General features: G+C 66.1%; 6 protein-coding genes, 1 tRNA gene and 3 rRNA genes. 1 reads left to right on the forward strand and 9 read right to left on the reverse strand.

What is annotated here, in order from left to right:
* Nucleotides 1-128: 128 nt before the first annotated feature.
* Together CP967_RS07835 and CP967_RS07840 are read right to left on the reverse strand one after the other, a co-directional pair.
* Nucleotides 129-809: a response regulator gene (locus CP967_RS07835; RefSeq protein WP_150487264.1), complete on the reverse strand. Its 681-nt coding sequence runs from the start codon at nt 807-809 to the stop codon at nt 129-131.
* 244 nt (nt 810-1,053) lie between these two features.
* Complete coding sequence (locus CP967_RS07840; RefSeq protein WP_150487265.1) at nt 1,054-6,480, reverse strand: HAMP domain-containing protein; 5,427 nt, start codon at nt 6,478-6,480, stop codon at nt 1,054-1,056.
* 422 nt (nt 6,481-6,902) lie between these two features.
* On the opposite strand from CP967_RS07840, the gene CP967_RS07845 reads away from it, so the two are divergent.
* Nucleotides 6,903-9,530 (forward strand): SpoIIE family protein phosphatase, encoded by a 2,628-nt coding sequence (locus CP967_RS07845; protein WP_150487266.1) that lies wholly within the window; start codon nt 6,903-6,905, stop codon nt 9,528-9,530.
* A gap of 93 nt (nt 9,531-9,623) precedes the next feature.
* Here CP967_RS07845 and CP967_RS07850 read toward each other — a convergent pair whose 3' ends face one another.
* The 7 genes from CP967_RS07850 to dapA form a co-directional block, all read right to left on the reverse strand.
* Nucleotides 9,624-11,015 (reverse strand): MFS transporter, encoded by a 1,392-nt coding sequence (locus CP967_RS07850; RefSeq protein WP_150487267.1) that lies wholly within the window; start codon nt 11,013-11,015, stop codon nt 9,624-9,626.
* A 250-nt stretch (nt 11,016-11,265) separates the two neighbouring features.
* Nucleotides 11,266-11,338, reverse strand: a tRNA-Thr gene (locus CP967_RS07855).
* Between the two features lie 298 nt (nt 11,339-11,636).
* A 5S ribosomal RNA gene (gene rrf, locus CP967_RS07860) occupies nt 11,637-11,753 on the reverse strand.
* Between the two features lie 79 nt (nt 11,754-11,832).
* Nucleotides 11,833-14,957: ribosomal RNA gene (locus CP967_RS07865) — 23S ribosomal RNA — on the reverse strand.
* Between the two features lie 309 nt (nt 14,958-15,266).
* Nucleotides 15,267-16,792, reverse strand: a 16S ribosomal RNA gene (locus CP967_RS07870).
* Together the 16S, 23S and 5S rRNA genes with 1 tRNA gene alongside form the textbook arrangement of a ribosomal RNA operon.
* A 634-nt stretch (nt 16,793-17,426) precedes the next feature.
* Nucleotides 17,427-19,112 (reverse strand): ribonuclease J, encoded by a 1,686-nt coding sequence (locus CP967_RS07880; protein ID WP_150487268.1) that lies wholly within the window; start codon nt 19,110-19,112, stop codon nt 17,427-17,429.
* A gap of 130 nt (nt 19,113-19,242) precedes the next feature.
* Entirely contained in the window at nt 19,243-20,142 is a 900-nt protein-coding gene (dapA, locus tag CP967_RS07885; protein WP_150487269.1) for a 4-hydroxy-tetrahydrodipicolinate synthase, read from the reverse strand.
* Nucleotides 20,143-20,281: the final 139 nt, after the last annotated feature.

Below are 20,281 nucleotides of genomic sequence, written 5' to 3' on the forward strand. Positions count from 1 at the left end.
GGCTTCACCCGTTCGTGTCGCCTTGTAAAGGCACGAAATTGACGCCCGTTCAGTGTGGCGTCCCCGGAACCACGGCCCGTGTCCGGCTTCCCGCCGGACCGGCGCCTTCCGCGCCGGCCCCGGCGGGTTCAGCCCTGCGGGGACAGTGCGTTCGCGGAGCCGCCGGTACCCGGTTCGAGCGCGTCAAGAGCGCGGCGCAGCCCGGTGAGTTTGCGTTCGAGGTGGGCGGCCGTCGCCACGGCCGCGGCGTCCGCCGCATCGTCGTCGAGCTGCTTGGAGAGCGCCTCCGCCTGCTCCTCGACCGCGGCGAGCCGCGCGGAGAGTTCGGCCAGCAGGCCGGTGGGCTCCTTGTCGTTCGCGCCCGCGCCCGCACCGCCTTCGAGCTGGAGCCGCAGCAGGGCCGCCTGTTCGCGCAGTTTGCAGTTCTTCATGTACAGCTCGACGAAGACCGAGACCTTGGCGCGCAGCACCCACGGGTCGAAGGGCTTCGAGATGTAGTCCACGGCCCCCGCGGCGTAACCGCGGAAGGTGTGGTGCGGACCGTGGTTGATCGCGGTCAGGAAGATGATCGGGATGTCCCGGGTCCGCTCCCGCCGCTTGATGTGCGCAGCCGTCTCGAACCCGTCCATACCAGGCATCTGGACGTCCAGCAGAATGACCGCGAAATCGTCCGTGAGCAGCGCTTTGAGCGCCTCCTCCCCTGACGATGCCCGCACCAGTGTCTGATCGAGCGCAGAGAGGATGGCCTCCAGCGCCAGCAGATTCTCCGGCCGGTCATCGACCAGGAGGATCTTGGCCTTCTGCATCATGGCCCGCCCTCCTCGCCCCGGAATCGCACCGGGTGCCGCCCCAGGGGACGACTCCCTTTCGCCGTCCGTCCTTGTGCCGGTCATGGTAGCCGCACGCCGCCCGTCACCACACCCTGTCACCACGATGTCACTGCGCACGTAACGAAAACGCGGGGCGAGACCTGAAGGTTCCCCGGATCCTCCGCACTCACACCCGTTCGCGCATATCCGTACGGCGGTTCCCGGTGGAAAACCGTCCGTTCGGTCACTCTCCGCGCATCCACCTCTGCATCACCGACAGCAGATGGTCGGAGTCGACGGGCTTGGAGACGTAGTCGGAGGCTCCGCAGTCGATCGCCTTCTCCCGGTCCCCCTTCATCGCCTTGGCCGTCAGGGCGACGATCGGCAGACCGGCGAACTGGGGCATCCTGCGGATGGCCGTGGTCGTGGCGTAACCGTCCATCTCCGGCATCATGATGTCCATCAGAACGATGGTCACATCGTCATGCTGTTCCAGGACTTCGATGCCCTCACGGCCGTTCTCCGCGTACAGCACCATCAGTCCGTGCTGTTCCAGGACGCTGGTCAGCGCGAAGACGTTGCGGATGTCGTCGTCGACGATCAGCACCTTCTCGCCGTGGAAGCGGAAGTCCGGGCGGGTCTCCTGATCGTCCCGCACCCACTCGTCCACAGCGGCGGAGTCCGCCGTCGCCGAGGCGCCGTTCGGCAGGGCGGGCCGCCGGGCCGCGGTGCCCAGCGCCTTGCGGCGGCGCCGGAACACCCCGGGGGATCCCGGCTGTTCGGCGGCCGCCGGCACGTCGGCGCCGGCCGGGGGCGCCGTCGGCCGGTGCGGTTCCTCGTGGGCCGCGCCCGGGACCGCCTCGACGGCCCCGGGCTCCAGCTGCCCGAAGCCCTGCGCCGCCGGCCCGCTCGCGTGCAGCGGCAGGTAGAGCGTGAAGGTCGATCCGCGGCCGGGCTCGCTCGCGGCATGGATCTCGCCGCCCAGCAGCCGGGCGATCTCCCGGCTGATGGAGAGGCCGAGTCCGGTGCCCCCGTACTTGCGGCTGGTCGTGCCGTCCGCCTGCTTGAACGCCTCGAAGATCACCAGCATCTTGCTCGACGCGATGCCGATCCCGGTGTCGGTGACGGAGAAGGCGACCAGGCCGGCGTCGGCGTCACGCAGCGATCCCGCCTCCAGCAGGTGCTCCCGGATGGCGTTCGGCACGTCCGCCCCGGCGGGCCGGATCACCAGCTCCACCGCACCGCTGTCGGTGAACTTCACCGCGTTCGACAGCAGGTTGCGCAGCACCTGGAGCAGCCGCTGCTCGTCCGTGTGCAGTGTGGCCGGCAGCTCCGGGGAGACGCGTACGGAGAAGTCGAGCCCCTTCTCCGCGGTGAGCGGCCGGAAGGTCGCCTCCACGTAGTCGACGAGCTGGACCAGGGCGATCCGCGTCGGGCTGACGTCCATCTTGCCCGCCTCGACCTTGGACAGGTCCAGGATGTCGTTGATCAGCTGGAGCAGGTCGGAACCGGCTCCGTGGATCGTCTCGGCGAACTCCACCTGCTTCGGCGAGAGGTTCCCCTCGGCGTTGTCGGCGAGCAGTTTGGCCAGGATGAGCAGCGAGTTGAGCGGTGTGCGCAGCTCGTGCGACATGTTGGCCAGGAACTCCGACTTGTAGCGCATCGAGACCGCCAGCTGCTCGGCGCGCTCCTCCAGGACCTGCCGGGCCTCCTCGATCTCGGTGTTCTTCACCTCGATGTCGCGGTTCTGCTGCGCCAGGAGCTCGGCCTTCTCCTCCAGTTCGGCGTTGGATGCCTGGAGCGCCTTCTGCCGGTTCTCCAGCTCCTGGGAGCGGTCCCGGAGCTGCTCGGTGAGCTCCTGGGACTGTTCGAGCAGTTTCTCGGTCTTCTGGTTGACGCTGATGGTGTTGACGCTGGTCGCGATCATCTCGGCGAGCTGGTTGAGGAAGTCCCGCTGGATGTGGGTGAACGGCTGGAAGGAGGCCAGCTCGATCACACCGAGGACCTTGCCCTCGAAGAGCACCGGCAGCACGATCACATGGGCGGGCGGCGCCTCCCCGAGCCCCGAGGAGATCTTCAGGTAACCGGGCGGCACATGGTCCACCTGGATGGTCCGCTTCTCCTCGGCGGCGGTCCCGATGAGCGTCTCTCCGGGCCGGAACGACGTCGGCATGGAGCCCGCCGAGTAGCCGTAACTGCCGCGCATCCGCAGCTCGTACGCGCTGTCGCCGTCGGCCGCGCCCACCTCGTCGCTGTCCCCGGTGGGCATGGCGAGGAAGAACGCCCCGTGCTGCGCGGAGACCACCGGGGTCAGCTCGCTCATGATCAGCGAGGCGACGTCGTCCAGGTCCCGGCGGCCCTGCATCAGGCCCGAGATCCTGGCGAGGTTGCCCTTGAGCCAGTCCTGTTCCTTGTTGGCCAGGGTGGTGTCCCGCAGGTTGGCGATCATCGTGTTGATGTTGTCCTGGAGGACCTGGATCTCACCGGCCGCGTCCACGTCGATCTTCAGGTTGAGATCGCCGCGGGTCACCGCGGTGGCGACGGCCGCGATGGCGCGTACCTGACGGGTGAGGTTCCCGGCCATCTCGTTCACCGACTCGGTGAGGTCGCGCCAGGTGCCGTCGACGTCCCGGACCCGGGCCTGCCCGCCCAGCTGGCCCTCGGTTCCCACCTCACGGGCGACCCGGGTGACCTGCTCGGCGAAGGCGGAGAGCTGGTCCACCATCGTGTTGATGGTGTTCTTCAGCTCCTGGATCTCCCCGCGCGCATCGATGTCGATCTTCCTGGTGAGGTCGCCCTTGGCGATGGCGGTGGTGACCGTGGCGATCTGGCGCACCTGACCGGTCAGGTTGGAGGCCATCGAGTTCACCGACTCGGTGAGGTCCTTCCACGTACCGGAGACCCCCGGCACCTGCGCCTGCCCGCCGAGCCGTCCGTCGGTGCCCACCTCACGGGCCACCCGGGTCACCTCGTCGGCGAACGAGGACAGCGTCGTCACCATCGTGTTGACGGTGTCGGCGAGTTCGGCGACCTCGCCGCGCGCCTCGACGGTGACCTTCTTCGTCAGGTCGCCGTTGGCGACCGCGGCGGAGACCCGCGAGATGTTCCGCACCTGGCTGGTCAGGTTGTTGGCCATCAGGTTGACGTTGTCGCTCAGGTCCTTCCAGATGCCGGTGACCCCGCGCACCCTGGCCTGTCCGCCGAGGATGCCCTCGGTACCCACCTCGCGGGCGACCCGGGTCACCTCGTCGGCGAAGTTGAGCAGCTGGTCCACCATCGTGTTGACGGTCGTCACCAGTTCGAGGATCTCGCCCTTGGCGTCGACGGTGATCTTCTTGGAGAGATCGCCCTTGGCGACCGCCGTGGTCACCTCCGCGATGTTCCGCACCTGGAGGGTGAGGTTGTTCGCCATGCCGTTGACGGACTGGGTGAGGTCCTTCCACGTACCGGAGACGCCCTGGACCTCGGCCTGCCCGCCGAGGCGGCCCTCCGTGCCCACCTCGCGGGCGACCCTGGTGACCTGGTCCGCGAAGGCGGAGAGCTGGTCGACCATGGTGTTGAGGGTGTTCTTCAGTTCGAGGATCTCACCGCGGGCGTCCACGTCGATCTTCTGCGACAGGTCTCCCCGGGCCACCGCCGTGGCGACCTGGGCGATGTTGCGGACCTGGTCGGTCAGGTTGCCCGCCATGCCGTTGACCGAGTCCGTCAGGTCACGCCACACACCGGCCACGCCGGGCACCTGGGCCTGGCCGCCGAGACGCCCGTAGGTCCCCACCTCGCGGGCCACCCGGGTCACCTGGTCCGCGAACGCGGACAGCTGGTCCACCATCGTGTTGATGGTGTTCTTCAGTTCGAGGATCTCGCCGCGGGCGTCCACGTCGATCTTCTGCGACAGGTCACCGCGGGCCACCGCCGTCGTCACCTGGGCGATCTGGCGCACCTGGGAGGTGAGGTTGGACGCCATCGAGTTGACGGAGTCGGTGAGTTCCTTCCACGTACCGGACACCCCGTCGACGCGCGCCTGGCCGCCGAGACGGCCCTCCGTGCCCACGTCACGCGCCATCCGCGTCACCTGGTCGGCGAAGTTGGACAGCTGCGCCACCATGGTGTTGACGGTGTTCTTCAGCTCCAGCATCTCGCCGGCCACATCGACCGTGACCTTCTGCGAGAGGTCGCCGTTGGCGACCGCGGTGGTCACCTGGGCGATGTCGCGGACCTGGCCGGTCAGGTTGCGGAAAGCGGTGTTCACCGAGTCGGTGAGGTCCTTCCAGGTGCCCGCGGCCCCCGGCACCTCGGCCTGGCCCCCGAGGCGGCCCTCGACACCGACCTCGCGGGCGACGCGCGTCACCTCGGACCCGAAGGACTGAAGCTGGTCCACCATCGTGTTGACGGTGTTCTTCAGCTCCAGCATCTCGCCGGCCACATCGACCGTGACCTTCTGCGTCATGTCACCGCTGGCCACGGCGGTGGTGACCTGGGCGATGTCCCGCACCTGTGTCGTGAGATTGCGGAAGACCGTGTTCACCGAGTCGGTGAGGTCCTTCCACGTGCCCGCGGCCCCCGGCACCTGGGCCTGGCCGCCCAGCAGCCCCTCGCCGCCGACCTCGCTGGCCACACGCGTCACCTCGTCGGCGAAGGTGCGGAGCGTCTCGGTCATCTGGTTGATCGTCTCGGCGAGCTGGGCGACCTCGCCCCGGGCGCTCACCGTGACCTTCTGCGTCAGGTCCCCGTTGGCGACGGCGGTCGTCACCTCGGCGATACCGCGCACCTGCGAGGTCAGGTTCCCCGCCATCGTGTTGACGGAGTCGGTGAGGTCCTTCCAGACCCCGGCCACCCCCGGCACGGTCGCCTGGCCGCCCAGTTCGCCCTCGGTGCCGACCTCGCGGGCCACCCGGGTCACCTCGGAGGAGAACGACGACAGCTGGTCGACCATCGTGTTGACGGTGTTCTTCAGCTGGAGCATCTCACCGGCCACATGGACGGTGACCTTCCGCGACAGGTCCCCCTTGGCGACGGCGGTCGTCACCAGCGCGATGTCACGCACCTGCGCGGTCAGCCGGTACGCCATGGTGTTCACGGAGTCCGTGAGGTCCTTCCAGGACCCGGACATGCCGCGTACCTGGGCCTGCCCGCCCAGCTTGCCCTCGGTGCCCACCTCGACGGCGACGCGCGTCACCTGCTCGGTGAACGCGGACAGCTGGTCGACCAGGTTGTTGACCGTACGGGCGACCTTGAGGAACTCCCCGCGCAGCGGCCGTACGGTCTCGTCGGCCGTGTGGGTCCGCAGTTCCATCCGCTGTTCGAGATCGCCGTCGGCGACCGCCGAGAGCACCCGCCCCACCTCGGACACCGGCCGGGCGAGGTCGTCGACGAGCTCGTTGGCCGCGTCGACCGCGGCGGCCCATGAGCCCTCGCAGGCACCGGTCTCCAGCCGCTCGGTGAGCTTGCCCTCACGGCCGACCACACGGCGCACCCGGGCCAGTTCACCCGTGAGGTGGAGATTGCGGTCGGCGACCTCGTTGAAGACCGCCGCGATCTCCGGCAGTACGCCGTCGCCGGAGACGGTCAGCCGCCTGCGGAAGTTGCCGTCGCGCATCGCGACGAGACCCGCCAGCAGTCTGTTCAGAGCCGCCGCGTCCACCTCGACGGTTCCATGGCGCTGTTTCTTCACGGGCTGTCCGCCTCTGGTACGCGTTCCTGAACCCCGCGCCGCCACGCCAGAATCCACCGTGTCCCTCCCGCAGGGTCGACCGTTCGCTCAAACCGTTGTCCTGGTCGGGCCGATGCCTCGGGCCCGAGTCGAGGGCCTCCGCGGGAATGCTGCCCACTTCCGCTTCGGCTCACCGTCACAGCACACCGTCGACGGGTGACTATGCGGACGTCAAATCGTTGAAACGTACCAGGCCGGAAGCAGACGGGGGGCGGCATCCCGCGGTTGCCCCTGTTCCCTCACCGGGAGTGCACGGTCGTACGCCCGGCGCACCGGGCCGGTACGCCCTCGCGTACCGGCCCGGCGGGCGAGCGTCTAGCCTGGCAGGCGTATCGAAGCGGCGAGAAACGGGCACAGGACTCGGGGAAGCGACGAGACACCAAATGGGGAGTGCTGTGATCACCGCGCGTGCGGCTGCCACCTTCGATCCGGTCGGACGCTCGGTGGCGACCGCCCGCGCCTTCGTCCGCGACACCTTGCAGGGCTGGGGGTACGACGAGGTCGTCGACGATGCCGTCGTGCTGACCAGTGAACTGGTCACCAACGCCGTCGTGCACGCCGGCACGGCGGCCGACGTGCTGTGCCTGCGCACCGAGGACGGGGTGCGCGTCGAGGTGTCCGACCACTATCCGGAGCGGGAGATCCCGCTCCAGTCCTCCGGCCTGGACTTCGGCAGCCCCGACCGGGAGGGCGGCAGGGGGCTCCTGCTCTGCGCCGCCCTCGCCTCCCGCTGGGGCGTCGAGTACACCCCGGAGCACAAGCACGTCTGGTTCCAGCTGGACCTCCCCGAACGCCCGGTGGGGATCCGCTCGGCCGGGCCGGTGCTGCCCACGGCGCTTCTCCCCGTGGCCGACGAGCGCGTACGCGTGGCGGTCGTCCAGACCGACAGCGCGGGGGCCGTCGCCGCCTGGAACGACGACGCCGTGTTCCTCTTCGGCCACACCGCGGAGCAGGTCACCGGTAAGCAGCTCACCGACCTCGTCGCCTGGCCGCACACCCCCGGCACCGACACCGGTATCGCCGACGCCCTGCGGCTCTCCCGCTGGGAGGGGAGTTACGGCATCCGCGGGGCCGACGGCCGGGTCATCCCGGTGTACGCCTCACACCTCAGGGTCCGGGACACCCAGGGCGAACCGTCGACCGTGTGCCTGCTGGTCCGCGACTACGAACGCGCGGTGCTGCAGAGCCCGGTGCGGGCCCCGGTCTCCGACGCGTCGGCCGACCGCCGGGCCGTGGACCCCTTCGAGGTCTTCATCGGTTCCCCCGCTCCCGACGATCTCGACGGCCTGCTCCAGCGCACGGTCGAGCGGGCGCGGGACATGCTGGACGGTGACGCGGCGTTCCTGCTGCTGGCCACCGACGACGAGACGGAGCTGGAGGTCCGGGCGACGACCGGTCTTCCCTCGGCCCGGCAGCGCTTCGCCCGGGTCCCGGTGGAGGCGGGCGCCGGCCGTTACCAGTCGGCGCGGATGCCCGCGGTCCACGAGGACCTGACGGTCGTCCCCGGGTCGGTACCGCTGCTCGTGGACACCGGTATGCGTTCGGTCGTGACGGTGCCGCTCAAGGTCGAGGGCCGGCTGACCGGTTCGCTGGGGGTCGCCGCGGAGTCCGCGGGCCGCTACACCAACGAGGAGGCGCTGCGCCTCCAGTTCGCCGCCGACCGCATCGCGCTGGCCGTGGAGTCGGCGAGGCTGGGTGAGCTGGAGCGGCTGCGCCGGGGGTCGCTGTCCTTCCTCGTGGAGGCGTCCGATCTGCTGGCCGGCACGCTGGACCGGGACCAGACGCTGGCGCTGATGGCCCAGATGACGGTGCCGACGCTGGCCACCTGGTGCGCCGTGTACACGATCGCGGATCCGTACGCGGAGCCGTTTCTCTCCTTTGTGCTGCACGAGGACGAGGAGCGCATCGACGGCTTGAAGGACCTGCTGTCCTCCATCGCTCCTCCGGACCCTGTCCCGACCCCGGGGGCCCGGGTGTGGCCCGCGCCGGCCAGGGCGGCCCAGGAGGCCGCTCTGCGGGTCTCCACCCGCACGCTGGCCCGGGACGCGCCGCTGAGCATGGGGGCGGCGGCACGGACGACGCTGGCGACGGCGTCGGCGGTGGGCGGCGAGACGGTGGTCCTGCCGCTGGTGGCGAGGAACCGGGTGATCGGCATGCTCACCCTGGGCAAGCCGGCCGACGACCATTTCCGCCAGGAGATCCTGGAACTGGCCGAGGACCTGTCGCGCCGTGCGGCGCTGGCACTGGACAACGCCCGGCTGTATTCGGAGCGCATGGCCATCAGCCAGTCCCTGCAGCGCAGTCTGCTGCCGCCCGGCACTCCTGATGTGCCCAACGTCGAGATCGACGTGATCTACCGTGCGGCCGGCGAGGGCAACGAGGTGGGCGGCGACTTCTACGACGTCTTCCCCATCAGCGACGGTTCCTACGGTTTCGCCATCGGCGACGTCTGCGGTACGGGCCCGGAGGCCGCCGCCGTCACGGGCCTGGCCCGGCATGCCCTGCGTCTGCTGGCCCGCGAGGGTCTCGGCGGTCCCGCGGTCCTGGAGCGGCTGAACGCGGCCATCCTCGACGAGGGGGCCCGGAGCCGCTTCCTCACCTTGCTGTACGGCGAGTTGTGGCCGCAGGAGGACGGCAGCGCACTGCTGAAGGTGGTGTGCGCGGGCCATCCTCTGCCGCTGCGGCTGCGTCAGGACGGCTCCGTGGAGGCGGCGGCCGAACCGCAGCCGCTGCTGGGGGTGATGGACGACCTGGAGCTGTACGAGCAGGAGGTCGTCCTGGAGCCCGGCGACGTGCTCCTGTGTGTGACCGACGGGGTGACCGAACGCCGGGAGGGCACCCGCATGCTGGGTGACGACGGTCTGGCGGAGGTGCTTTCCACGTGCACGGGCCTGACGGCCGGTGCGGTGGCGGGCCGCATCCTTCGGGCGGTGGAGCGCTTCGCCGCGGAGCCCGCCTCCGACGACATGGCGATCCTCGCGATGCGGGTGCCGGAGCCGCAGGACTTCTGAGTGTTCCCCGGATGTCTCCGCTACGGACGGAGGCACCCGGGTGGTGCGGGTGAGGGGCCGTACCGCCTGTTCCGGGCGGTGCGGCCCCTCCGGTCACCCCCGGTCCCCCGGGTCCGCCCGGTCGTCAGCCGCCCCGCCGTCCCGTGCGGCGAGGAGCAGGAGCACGGCCGCGGCCGCCACTGCGGCCGTCGCGTGGAGGAAGGCGGTACGGAACCCCCCGGCGTCTCCCGGGCCCATGGAGAGCCCTACCAGCACGGCGAGGCCGAGGGAGCCGCCCAGCTGGTCGACGGAGCGCTGGATGCCCGCAGCGGTCCCCGCGTCGTGGTCGGTGACCCCGGACAGTGCCGCGTTCTGGAGGGCGACCAGTCCGATGCCCATGCCTGCGGCGATTCCGGTCATGCCCGGCAGGACGTCGAGGGCGTAGGCGCCCTGGCCGGGCAGCCGGGCCAGCCAGGCGAGGCCTGCGGCGGTGCACGCCAGTCCGGTCAGTGCCGTGTACTTCGTACCGAACGCTTCGACGAGGCGGGCGACCCGGGAGACGGCGAGGAGGAGCACCGCGCAGAACGGCAGGAAGGCGAGCCCCGTCCGAAGCGGCCCCAGGCCCATCACGTCCTGCATGTACAGCGTGAGGAGGAAGAAGGCGGTGGACAGTGCCGCGCTCAGCAGGGCGGTCACGCCGTTGGCGACGGCCCTGACGCGGTGGGTGAGGAGGGAGAGCGGCATGAGGGGGTGCCGGGTGCGTGCTTCCACGACGACGAAGGCGGCGAGCAGCAGCACTCCTGCCGTGATCGTGTGGGGCGCCGCTTCCATCACTCCGTGGACGAGGCAGAGCGGGCCTGCGGTCAGCAGGGCCGCGCCGGGCAGGTCGAGACGCCCCGCGTGAGCGCGCGGGCCGTCGGCCGGCAGCAGCTTCGGTGCGAGCAGCAGCACCCCGGCGGCGAGCGGCACGTTGATGCCGAAGATCCAGCGCCAGTGCAGCAGTTCGGTGATGAATCCGGAGAGCAGCACACCGGCGACGAGCCCACCGGAGGAGATGACACCCCAGACGCCGAGCGCCTTGGCACGTTCGGCGGGCGCGGGGAAGAGCAACGCGATCAGTGACATGGCGGCGGGGGACGCGAGGGCCTCACCGGCCCCTTGGGCGAACCGGGCGAGGACCAGGACGGGGAGGGTGGGCGCCGCTCCTGCGGTGAGGGAGGCGAGTGCGAAGAGGCCGGCACCGAGCAGGAACATCCTGCGCCTGCCCAGGAGATCGGTGATCCTGCCGCCGAGCAGCAGAAGTCCGCCTCCGACCAGTGTGTAGCCGGTGACGACCCAGGAGAGGGAGGCGGCGGAGGCATGGAACCGCTCGCCGATGGACGGCAGCGCCACGTTCACGACGGTGACGTCGAGGGCGATGAGGAACTGGAGGAGGGAGAGCAGTGCGAGAGCCGGCGTACGGCGGTCGGCACGGGAAAAGGCTCGCGCCCCGGGAAGGGTGTTCACGAAGTGGGTACTCCAGAGAGCGGGACATCACGACCAGGAGGTCGTAAAGACGCTTCTGTGCCGACGGGCACGGCTAACAAGCCCCCGCGGGGTCTGGCCGGGCGGGGCGGGCCGTGGGACGGCACTCCGGAGCTACTTGGTGACTGCGACTGCCATGTGCTGATCGTAGCGGTGGCAGTCGGCCACCAGACGGGCTTTTCCTCATACGAAGAAAGGCCCACGCCATAGGCGTGGGCCTTTCTTTTGTACGAGCCCCAATGCGGAATCGAACCGCAGACCTTCTCCTTACCATGGAGACGCTCTACCGACTGAGCTATTGGGGCCTTGCTGCCTCTTGCGGCAACGAGGTAAAGCATACCCTGTCCGGAGGGCTGTGCATAACCATCTGCCGGAAGTCTTCCGCGGGAGTCCCTCCTGGGGAGCGACCCGGTGCCGACTGCTTCCTGGAGGCGTCTTCACGAGCTCCGCCCGCCGGTTGCGGCATGTTGTTTTGCCTGCTCCGGTCCGGCCGGCTCCGGGCGGGCCGCCATGGGGCAGGGCGGAGCGCGCTCGGCCGCGGTTTCCGGTGGTGAACGCAGAAAAGCCCCGCACCAAAAGGTGCGGGGCTTCCCCGGAATAATTGTTCGGCGGCGTCCTACTCTCCCACAGGGTCCCCCCTGCAGTACCATCGGCGCTGAAAGGCTTAGCTTCCGGGTTCGGAATGTAACCGGGCGTTTCCCTAACGCAATGACCACCGAAACACTATGAAATTAACCAACACCGGACAACAACACGGCCGTTCGTTATTTCAGAACCAACACAGTGGACGCGAGCAACTGAGGACAAGCCCTCGGCCTATTAGTACCAGTCAGCTCCACCCGTTACCGGGCTTCCACATCTGGCCTATCAACCCAGTCGTCTACTGGGAGCCTTAACCACTCAAGGTGGTGGGAACACTCATCTCGAAGCAGGCTTCCCGCTTAGATGCTTTCAGCGGTTATCCTTTCCGAACGTAGCCAACCAGCCATGCCCTTGGCAGGACAACTGGCACACCAGAGGTTCGTCCGTCCCGGTCCTCTCGTACTAGGGACAGCCCTTCTCAATATTCCTACGCGCACAGCGGATAGGGACCGAACTGTCTCACGACGTTCTAAACCCAGCTCGCGTACCGCTTTAATGGGCGAACAGCCCAACCCTTGGGACCGACTCCAGCCCCAGGATGCGACGAGCCGACATCGAGGTGCCAAACCATCCCGTCGATATGGACTCTTGGGGAAGATCAGCCTGTTATCCCCGGGGTACCTTTTATCCGTTGAGCGACAGCGCTTCCACAAGCCACTGCCGGATCACTAGTCCCGACTTTCGTCCCTGCTCGACCCGTCGGTCTCACAGTCAAGCTCCCTTGTGCACTTACACTCAACACCTGATTGCCAACCAGGCTGAGGGAACCTTTGGGCGCCTCCGTTACTCTTTAGGAGGCAACCGCCCCAGTTAAACTACCCATCAGACACTGTCCCTGATCCGGATCACGGACCCAGGTTAGACATCCAGCACGACCAGAGTGGTATTTCAACGACGACTCCACAACCACTGGCGTGGCCGCTTCAAAGTCTCCCACCTATCCTACACAAGCCGAACCGAACACCAATATCAAACTATAGTAAAGGTCCCGGGGTCTTTCCGTCCTGCTGCGCGAAACGAGCATCTTTACTCGTAGTGCAATTTCACCGGGCCTATGGTTGAGACAGTCGAGAAGTCGTTACGCCATTCGTGCAGGTCGGAACTTACCCGACAAGGAATTTCGCTACCTTAGGATGGTTATAGTTACCACCGCCGTTTACTGGCGCTTAAGTTCTCAGCTTCGCACACCCGAAAGTGCACTAACCGGTCCCCTTAACGTTCCAGCACCGGGCAGGCGTCAGTCCGTATACATCGCCTTACGGCTTCGCACGGACCTGTGTTTTTAGTAAACAGTCGCTTCTCGCTGGTCTCTGCGGCCACCCCCAGCTCAGGAAGCAAGTTCCCTCACCAGTGATGGCCCCCCTTCTCCCGAAGTTACGGGGGCATTTTGCCGAGTTCCTTAACCATAGTTCACCCGAACGCCTCGGTATTCTCTACCTGACTACCTGAGTCGGTTTAGGGTACGGGCCGCCATGAAACTCGCTAGAGGCTTTTCTCGACAGCATAGGATCATCCACTTCACCACAATCGGCTCGGCATCAGGTCTCAGCCTTAACGTGTGACGGATTTGCCTACCACACGGCCTACACCCTTACCCCGGGACAACCACCGCCCGGGCTGGACTACCTTCCTGCGTCACCCCATCGCTTACCTACTACAAGTCTGGTTCATCGGCTCCACCACTACCCTCAACTCCGAAGAGATCGGGCCGGCTTCACGGACTTAGCATCGCCTGATTCAGTACTGGGCGTTTCAAAGCGGGTACCGGAATATCAACCGGTTGTCCATCGACTACGCCTGTCGGCCTCGCCTTAGGTCCCGACTTACCCTGGGCAGATCAGCTTGACCCAGGAACCCTTAGTCAATCGGCGCACACGTTTCTCACGTGTGTATCGCTACTCATGCCTGCATTCTCACTCGTGAACCGTCCACAACTCGCTTCCGCGGCTGCTTCACCCGGCACACGACGCTCCCCTACCCATCCATACAGGCGTTGGCCCTATGTGTATGAATGACACGACTTCGGCGGTACGCTTGAGCCCCGCTACATTGTCGGCGCGGAATCACTTGACCAGTGAGCTATTACGCACTCTTTCAAGGGTGGCTGCTTCTAAGCCAACCTCCTGGTTGTCTCTGCGACTCCACATCCTTTCCCACTTAGCGTACGCTTAGGGGCCTTAGTCGATGCTCTGGGCTGTTTCCCTCTCGACCATGGAGCTTATCCCCCACAGTCTCACTGCCGCGCTCTCACTTACCGGCATTCGGAGTTTGGCTAAGGTCAGTAACCCGGTAGGGCCCATCGCCTATCCAGTGCTCTACCTCCGGCAAGAAACACACGACGCTGCACCTAAATGCATTTCGGGGAGAACCAGCTATCACGGAGTTTGATTGGCCTTTCACCCCTAACCACAGGTCATCCCCCAGGTTTTCAACCCTGGTGGGTTCGGTCCTCCACGAAGTCTTACCTCCGCTTCAACCTGCCCATGGCTAGATCACTCCGCTTCGGGTCTAGAGCGTGCAACTCAAACGCCCTGTTCGGACTCGCTTTCGCTACGGCTTCCCCACACGGGTTAACCTCGCTACACACCGCTAACTCGCAGGCTCATTCTTCAAAAGGCACGCAGTCACGACGCACCGAGCAAGCTCGATGCGCGACGCTCCCACGGCTTGTAGGCACACGGTTTCAGGTACTATTTCACTCCGCTCCCGCGGTACTTTTCACCATTCCCTCACGGTACTATCCGCTATCGGTCACCAGGGAATATTTAGGCTTAGCGGGTGGTCCCGCCAGATTCACACGGGATTTCTCGGGCCCCGTGCTACTTGGGTGGTTCTCAAACGAGCCGTCAATGTTTCAGCTACGGGGGTCTTACCCTCTACGCCGGACCTTTCGCATGTCCTTCGCCTACATCAACGGTTTCTGACTCGTCTCACAGCCGGCAGACTGTGAAAGAGAACTCCCACAACCCCGCATGCGCAACCCCTGCCGGGTATCACACGCATACGGTTTGGCCTCATCCGGTTTCGCTCGCCACTACTCCCGGAATCACGGTTGTTTTCTCTTCCTGAGGGTACTGAGATGTTTCACTTCCCCTCGTTCCCTCCACACTGCCTATGTGTTCAGCAGCGGGTGACAGCCCATGACGACTGCCGGGTTTCCCCATTCGGAAACCCCCGGATCAAAGCTCGGTTGACAGCTCCCCGGGGACTATCGTGGCCTCCCACGTCCTTCATCGGTTCCTGGTGCCAAGGCATCCACCGTGCGCCCTTAAAAACTTGGCCACAGATGCTCGCGTCCACTGTGCAGTTCTCAAACAACGACCAGCCACCCATCACCCCGTCCTCACGGACGAGTGCACTGGGGCCGGCAACCGAAGGCGACCATCACGGCCGTACCTTCAGACACCCAACAGCGCGCCCGACCCGACCAGCCCATTCCCCGTGTTCCACGCCGAAGCAGTACTAACAGAAACCAGACCAGCCGTGCCGAATAGTCAACGTTCCACCCATGAGCAACCACCGTCGAACATCTGCCGACGAAATGGCCCCTGACCAAACCGGAAAACCGGCCTGGTAAGAAGTGCTCCTTAGAAAGGAGGTGATCCAGCCGCACCTTCCGGTACGGCTACCTTGTTACGACTTCGTCCCAATCGCCAGTCCCACCTTCGACAGCTCCCTCCCACAAGGGGTTGGGCCACCGGCTTCGGGTGTTACCGACTTTCGTGACGTGACGGGCGGTGTGTACAAGGCCCGGGAACGTATTCACCGCAGCAATGCTGATCTGCGATTACTAGCAACTCCGACTTCATGGGGTCGAGTTGCAGACCCCAATCCGAACTGAGACCGGCTTTTTGAGATTCGCTCCGCCTCACGACTTCGCAGCTCATTGTACCGGCCATTGTAGCACGTGTGCAGCCCAAGACATAAGGGGCATGATGACTTGACGTCGTCCCCACCTTCCTCCGAGTTGACCCCGGCAGTCTCCTGTGAGTCCCCATCACCCCGAAGGGCATGCTGGCAACACAGAACAAGGGTTGCGCTCGTTGCGGGACTTAACCCAACATCTCACGACACGAGCTGACGACAGCCATGCACCACCTGTATACCGACCACAAGGGGGGCACCATCTCTGGCGCTTTCCGGTATATGTCAAGCCTTGGTAAGGTTCTTCGCGTTGCGTCGAATTAAGCCACATGCTCCGCTGCTTGTGCGGGCCCCCGTCAATTCCTTTGAGTTTTAGCCTTGCGGCCGTACTCCCCAGGCGGGGAACTTAATGCGTTAGCTGCGGCACCGACGACGTGGAATGTCGCCAACACCTAGTTCCCAACGTTTACGGCGTGGACTACCAGGGTATCTAATCCTGTTCGCTCCCCACGCTTTCGCTCCTCAGCGTCAGTAATGGCCCAGAGATCCGCCTTCGCCACCGGTGTTCCTCCTGATATCTGCGCATTTCACCGCTACACCAGGAATTCCGATCTCCCCTACCACACTCTAGCTAGCCCGTATCGAATGCAGACCCGGGGTTAAGCCCCGGGCTTTCACATCCGACGTGACAAGCCGCCTACGAGCTCTTTACGCCCAATAATTCCGGACAACGCTTGCGCCCTACGTATTACCGCGGCTGCTGGCACGTAGTTAGCCGGCGCTTCTTCTGCAGGTACCGTCACTTTCGCTTCTTCCCTGCTGAAAGAGGTTTACAACCCGAAGGCCGTCATCCCTCACGCGGCGTCGCTGCATCAGGCTTTCGCCCATTGTGCAATATTCCCCACTGCTGCCTCCCGTAGGAGTCTGGGCCGTGTCTCAGTCCCAGTGTGGCCGGTCGCCCTCTCAGGCCGGCTACCCGTCGTCGCCTTGGTAGGCCATCACCCCACCAACAAGCTGATAGGCCGCGGGCTCATCCTTCACCGCCGGAGCTTTCAACCCCGTCCCATGCGGGACAGAGTATTATCCGGTATTAGACCCCGTTTCCAGGGCTTGTCCCAGAGTGAAGGGCAGATTGCCCACGTGTTACTCACCCGTTCGCCACTAATCCACCCCGAAGGGCTTCATCGTTCGACTTGCATGTGTTAAGCACGCCGCCAGCGTTCGTCCTGAGCCAGGATCAAACTCTCCGTGAATGTTTTCCCGTGATCGGGATGAACACCACGAGAGCGGAACGACCAGGTCGGAATATGACCGGTCGTTCACAGCGTCCTCGCTGTGTGTGCCTGACCGCATCCGGAAAAGTTCCGGACCGGGCAGGTCTTTTCAAAGGAACCACCAACCTGCCGAAGCAGGCCGGGGTATCAACATATCTGGCGTTGACTTTTGGCACGCTGTTGAGTTCTCAAGGAACGGACGCTTCCTTCGGTCCCGTCTCACCGGGCCCTCCGGGCGCTTCCCTTCGTTCTTGCGTTTCCGACTCTATCAGACTCTTCCGTGTCCGATTCCCGGCCGAAGCGGGATTCCTGCACTCGCCTTCCCGGTCCCACGCTTTCGCGCTTTCCCTTTCCGGCGATTCCAACCTTACCAGATCCGTTTTCCGTTCCGTTTCCGGTCCGGAATTTGAATCCGATGGCCTGTGGATCGGCCTTTGCCTTTCGGCTGACCCGACTTTATCAGAGTTTCTGAGTCGGAATTCCCGTCCCGCTCGGGGTGTGTGCGCGCACGACAGCGTGCGGCGCTTCCCGTTCAGGCGGAGCCGCAAACGTACTGGAGCGGGGCGCCCCGATGCAAATCGAGGTGCCCCGCTCCAGGTCACGGGCTGACGGGTCAGACCTCGACGACCACCGGAAGGATCATCGGGCGCCGGCGGTAGGTGTCGGAGACCCACTTGCCCACCGTGCGGCGGACCAGCTGCTGGAGCTGGTGCGGCTCCATCACCCCGTCCTGCGCCGACTTGTTGAGAGCCTCCTCGACCTTGGGCACGACAGCGGTGAACGCGCCGTCGTCGATGCCCGAGCCGCGGGCCTGGATGTGCGGGCCGCCCACGATCTTGCCGGAGGAGCTGTCGACCACGATGAAGACCGAGATGATCCCCTCGTCGCCGAGGATGCGGCGGTCCTTGAGGGAGGTCTCCGTGACGTCGCCGACCGAGAGGCCGTCGACGTACACATAACCGGCCTGGACCTTGCCGACGATCTTCGCCTTGCCGTCGACGAGGTCGACGACCACGCCGTCCTCCGCGATGACGATGTGGTCCTTCGGCACTCCGGTCAGCGCGCCGAGCTCGGCGTTGGCCCGCAGGTGGCGCCATTCGCCGTGTACCGGCATCAGGTTCTTCGGCTTGCAGATGTTGTAGAAGTACAGCAGCTCGCCGGCCGAGGCGTGGCCCGAGACGTGGACCTTCGCGTTGCCCTTGTGGACGACGTTGGCGCCCCAGCGCGTCAGGCCGTTGATCACGCGGTAGACCGCGTTCTCGTTGCCCGGGATCAGGGACGACGCCAGGATCACCGTGTCACCCGGCACGATCCGGATCTGGTGGTCCCGGTTGGCCATCCGGGAGAGGGCCGCCATCGGCTCGCCCTGGGAACCCGTGCAGACCAGCACCACTTCGTCGTCCGGCAGGTCGTCCAGCGTCCTGACGTCCACGACGAGACCGGCGGGGACCTTCAGATAGCCCAGGTCACGGGCGATGCCCATGTTCCGGACCATGGAGCGCCCCACGAAGGCGACCCTGCGCCCGTACTCGTGGGCGGCGTCCAGGATCTGCTGGATGCGGTGGACGTGGCTGGCGAAGCTGGCCACGATGATGCGCTTCTGGGCGGTCGCGAAGACCGTGCGCAGCACGTTGGAGATGTCCCGCTCCGGCGGGACGAAGCCCGGGACCTCGGCGTTGGTCGAATCGGAGAGCAGCAGGTCGATGCCCTCCTCGCTCAGCCGCGCGAAGGCGTGCAGGTCGGTGAGGCGGCCGTCCAGCGGGAGCTGGTCCATCTTGAAGTCGCCGGTGGCCACCGCCAGGCCGGCCGGGGTGCGGATGGCGACCGCCAGCGCGTCCGGGATGGAGTGGTTGACCGCGATGAACTCGCAGTCGAAGAGGCCGATGCGCTCCCGCTGCCCCTCCACCACCTCCAGGGTGTAGGGACGGATCCGGTGCTCCTGGAGCTTCGCCTCGATGAGCGCGAGGGTGAGCTTGGAGCCGATGAGCGGGATGTCCGGCTTCAGCCGGAGCAGATAGGGGACACCACCGATGTGGTCCTCGTGGCCGTGCGTGAGGACGATGCCCTCGACGTCGTCCAGGCGGTCCCGGATGGTGGTGAAGTCGGGCAGGATCAGGTCGATACCGGGCTGCTCCTCCTCGGGGAAGAGCACGCCGCAGTCGACGATGAGCAGGCGGCCGCCGTACTCGAAGACCGTCATGTTGCGGCCGATCTCCCCCAGGCCGCCGAGCGGGGTGACCCGCAGACCGCCCTTCGGGAGCTTCGGCGGGGTACCGAGTTCAGGGTGCGGATGACTCAAAAGACTCTCCTTACCACACACGCCACGTACCGCGGAGGGCACGTGGCGCGCATGTCATTCGTGCACTTGCTGTTGTCTGATCAGGTTTTTCCGTCGCGATCTCTCGCGTATTCAGTTGTGAAGTCCGTGGTTACAGCTGTACCCCGCCGGCAGCCAGATCGATCTTGAGCTGGGCCGTCTCCTGCGCGGTGAGTTCGACCAGGGGCAGCCTGAGCGGGCCGGCGGGCAGACCCTGGAGGGTGAGCGCGGCCTTGGCTGTGATCACACCCTGGGTACGGAACATCCCGGTGAAGACGGGAAGCAGCTTCTGGTGGATCTCGGTGGCCTTCTGCACGTCGCCGCCGAGGTGCGCCTCGATGAGCGCGCGCAGGTCGGGGGTGACGACATGGCCGACGACCGAGACGAAGCCGATGGCGCCGACCGACAGGAGGGGGAGGTTGAGCATGTCGTCGCCGGAGTACCAGGCGAGACCGGACTGGGCGATGGCCCAGCTGGCGCGCCCCAGGTCTCCCTTGGCGTCCTTGTTGGCGACGATCCGGGGGTGCTCGGCGAGCCGTACGAGCGTCTCCGTGTCGATCGGCACACCGCTGCGCCCGGGGATGTCGTACAGCATCACCGGGAGTCCGGTGGAGTCCGCGATGGCGCTGAAGTGGCGCAGGAGCCCTTCCTGCGGCGGCTTGTTGTAGTAGGGGGTGACCGCCAGAAGGCCGTGGGCGCCGGAGCGCTCCGCGGTACGGGCCAGTTCGATGCTGTGCCGGGTGTCGTTGGTGCCGATGCCGGCGACGACGTGGGCCCGGTCTCCGACGGCTTCGAGTACCGCTCGTACGAGCCGGTCTTTCTCCGCGTCGCTGGTGGTCGGGGACTCGCCGGTGGTGCCGTTGACGACCAGGCCGTCGTTGCCTGCGTCCACCAGATGGGTGGCGAGCCGCTGGGCGCCGTCGAGGTCGAGTGCACCGTCCGCCGTGAAGGGCGTGACCATAGCGGTGAGGACCCGCCCGAAGGGGGTCTGCGGAGTGGAGATCGGAGCCATGGGTAACACGCTACTCGTTGCTCGGAGCGCCGCGCCCCCTCGGGGGACCGGAGAAGAGGAGCCCGGCACTGCCTGCTCGGGGGTTCAAGCAGTGCCGGGTCCGTTTGATCAGCCTAGATGAACTTCTCGAAACGTCGCA

It is taken from the genome of Streptomyces nitrosporeus, from assembly GCF_008704555.1.
GTDB lineage: Bacteria > Actinomycetota > Actinomycetes > Streptomycetales > Streptomycetaceae > Streptomyces > Streptomyces nitrosporeus.

Bases quoted from the DNA above. Each gene is read 5' to 3' on its own strand.
- CP967_RS07835 (WP_150487264.1), bottom strand. From the start codon at position 809: ATGATGCAGAAGGCCAAGATCCTCCTGGTCGATGACCGGCCGGAGAAT.
- CP967_RS07845 (WP_150487266.1), top strand. From the start codon at position 6,903: ATGGGGAGTGCTGTGATCACCGCGCGTGCGGCTGCCACCTTCGATCCG.
- dapA (WP_150487269.1), bottom strand. From the start codon at position 20,142: ATGGCTCCGATCTCCACTCCGCAGACCCCCTTCGGGCGGGTCCTCACC.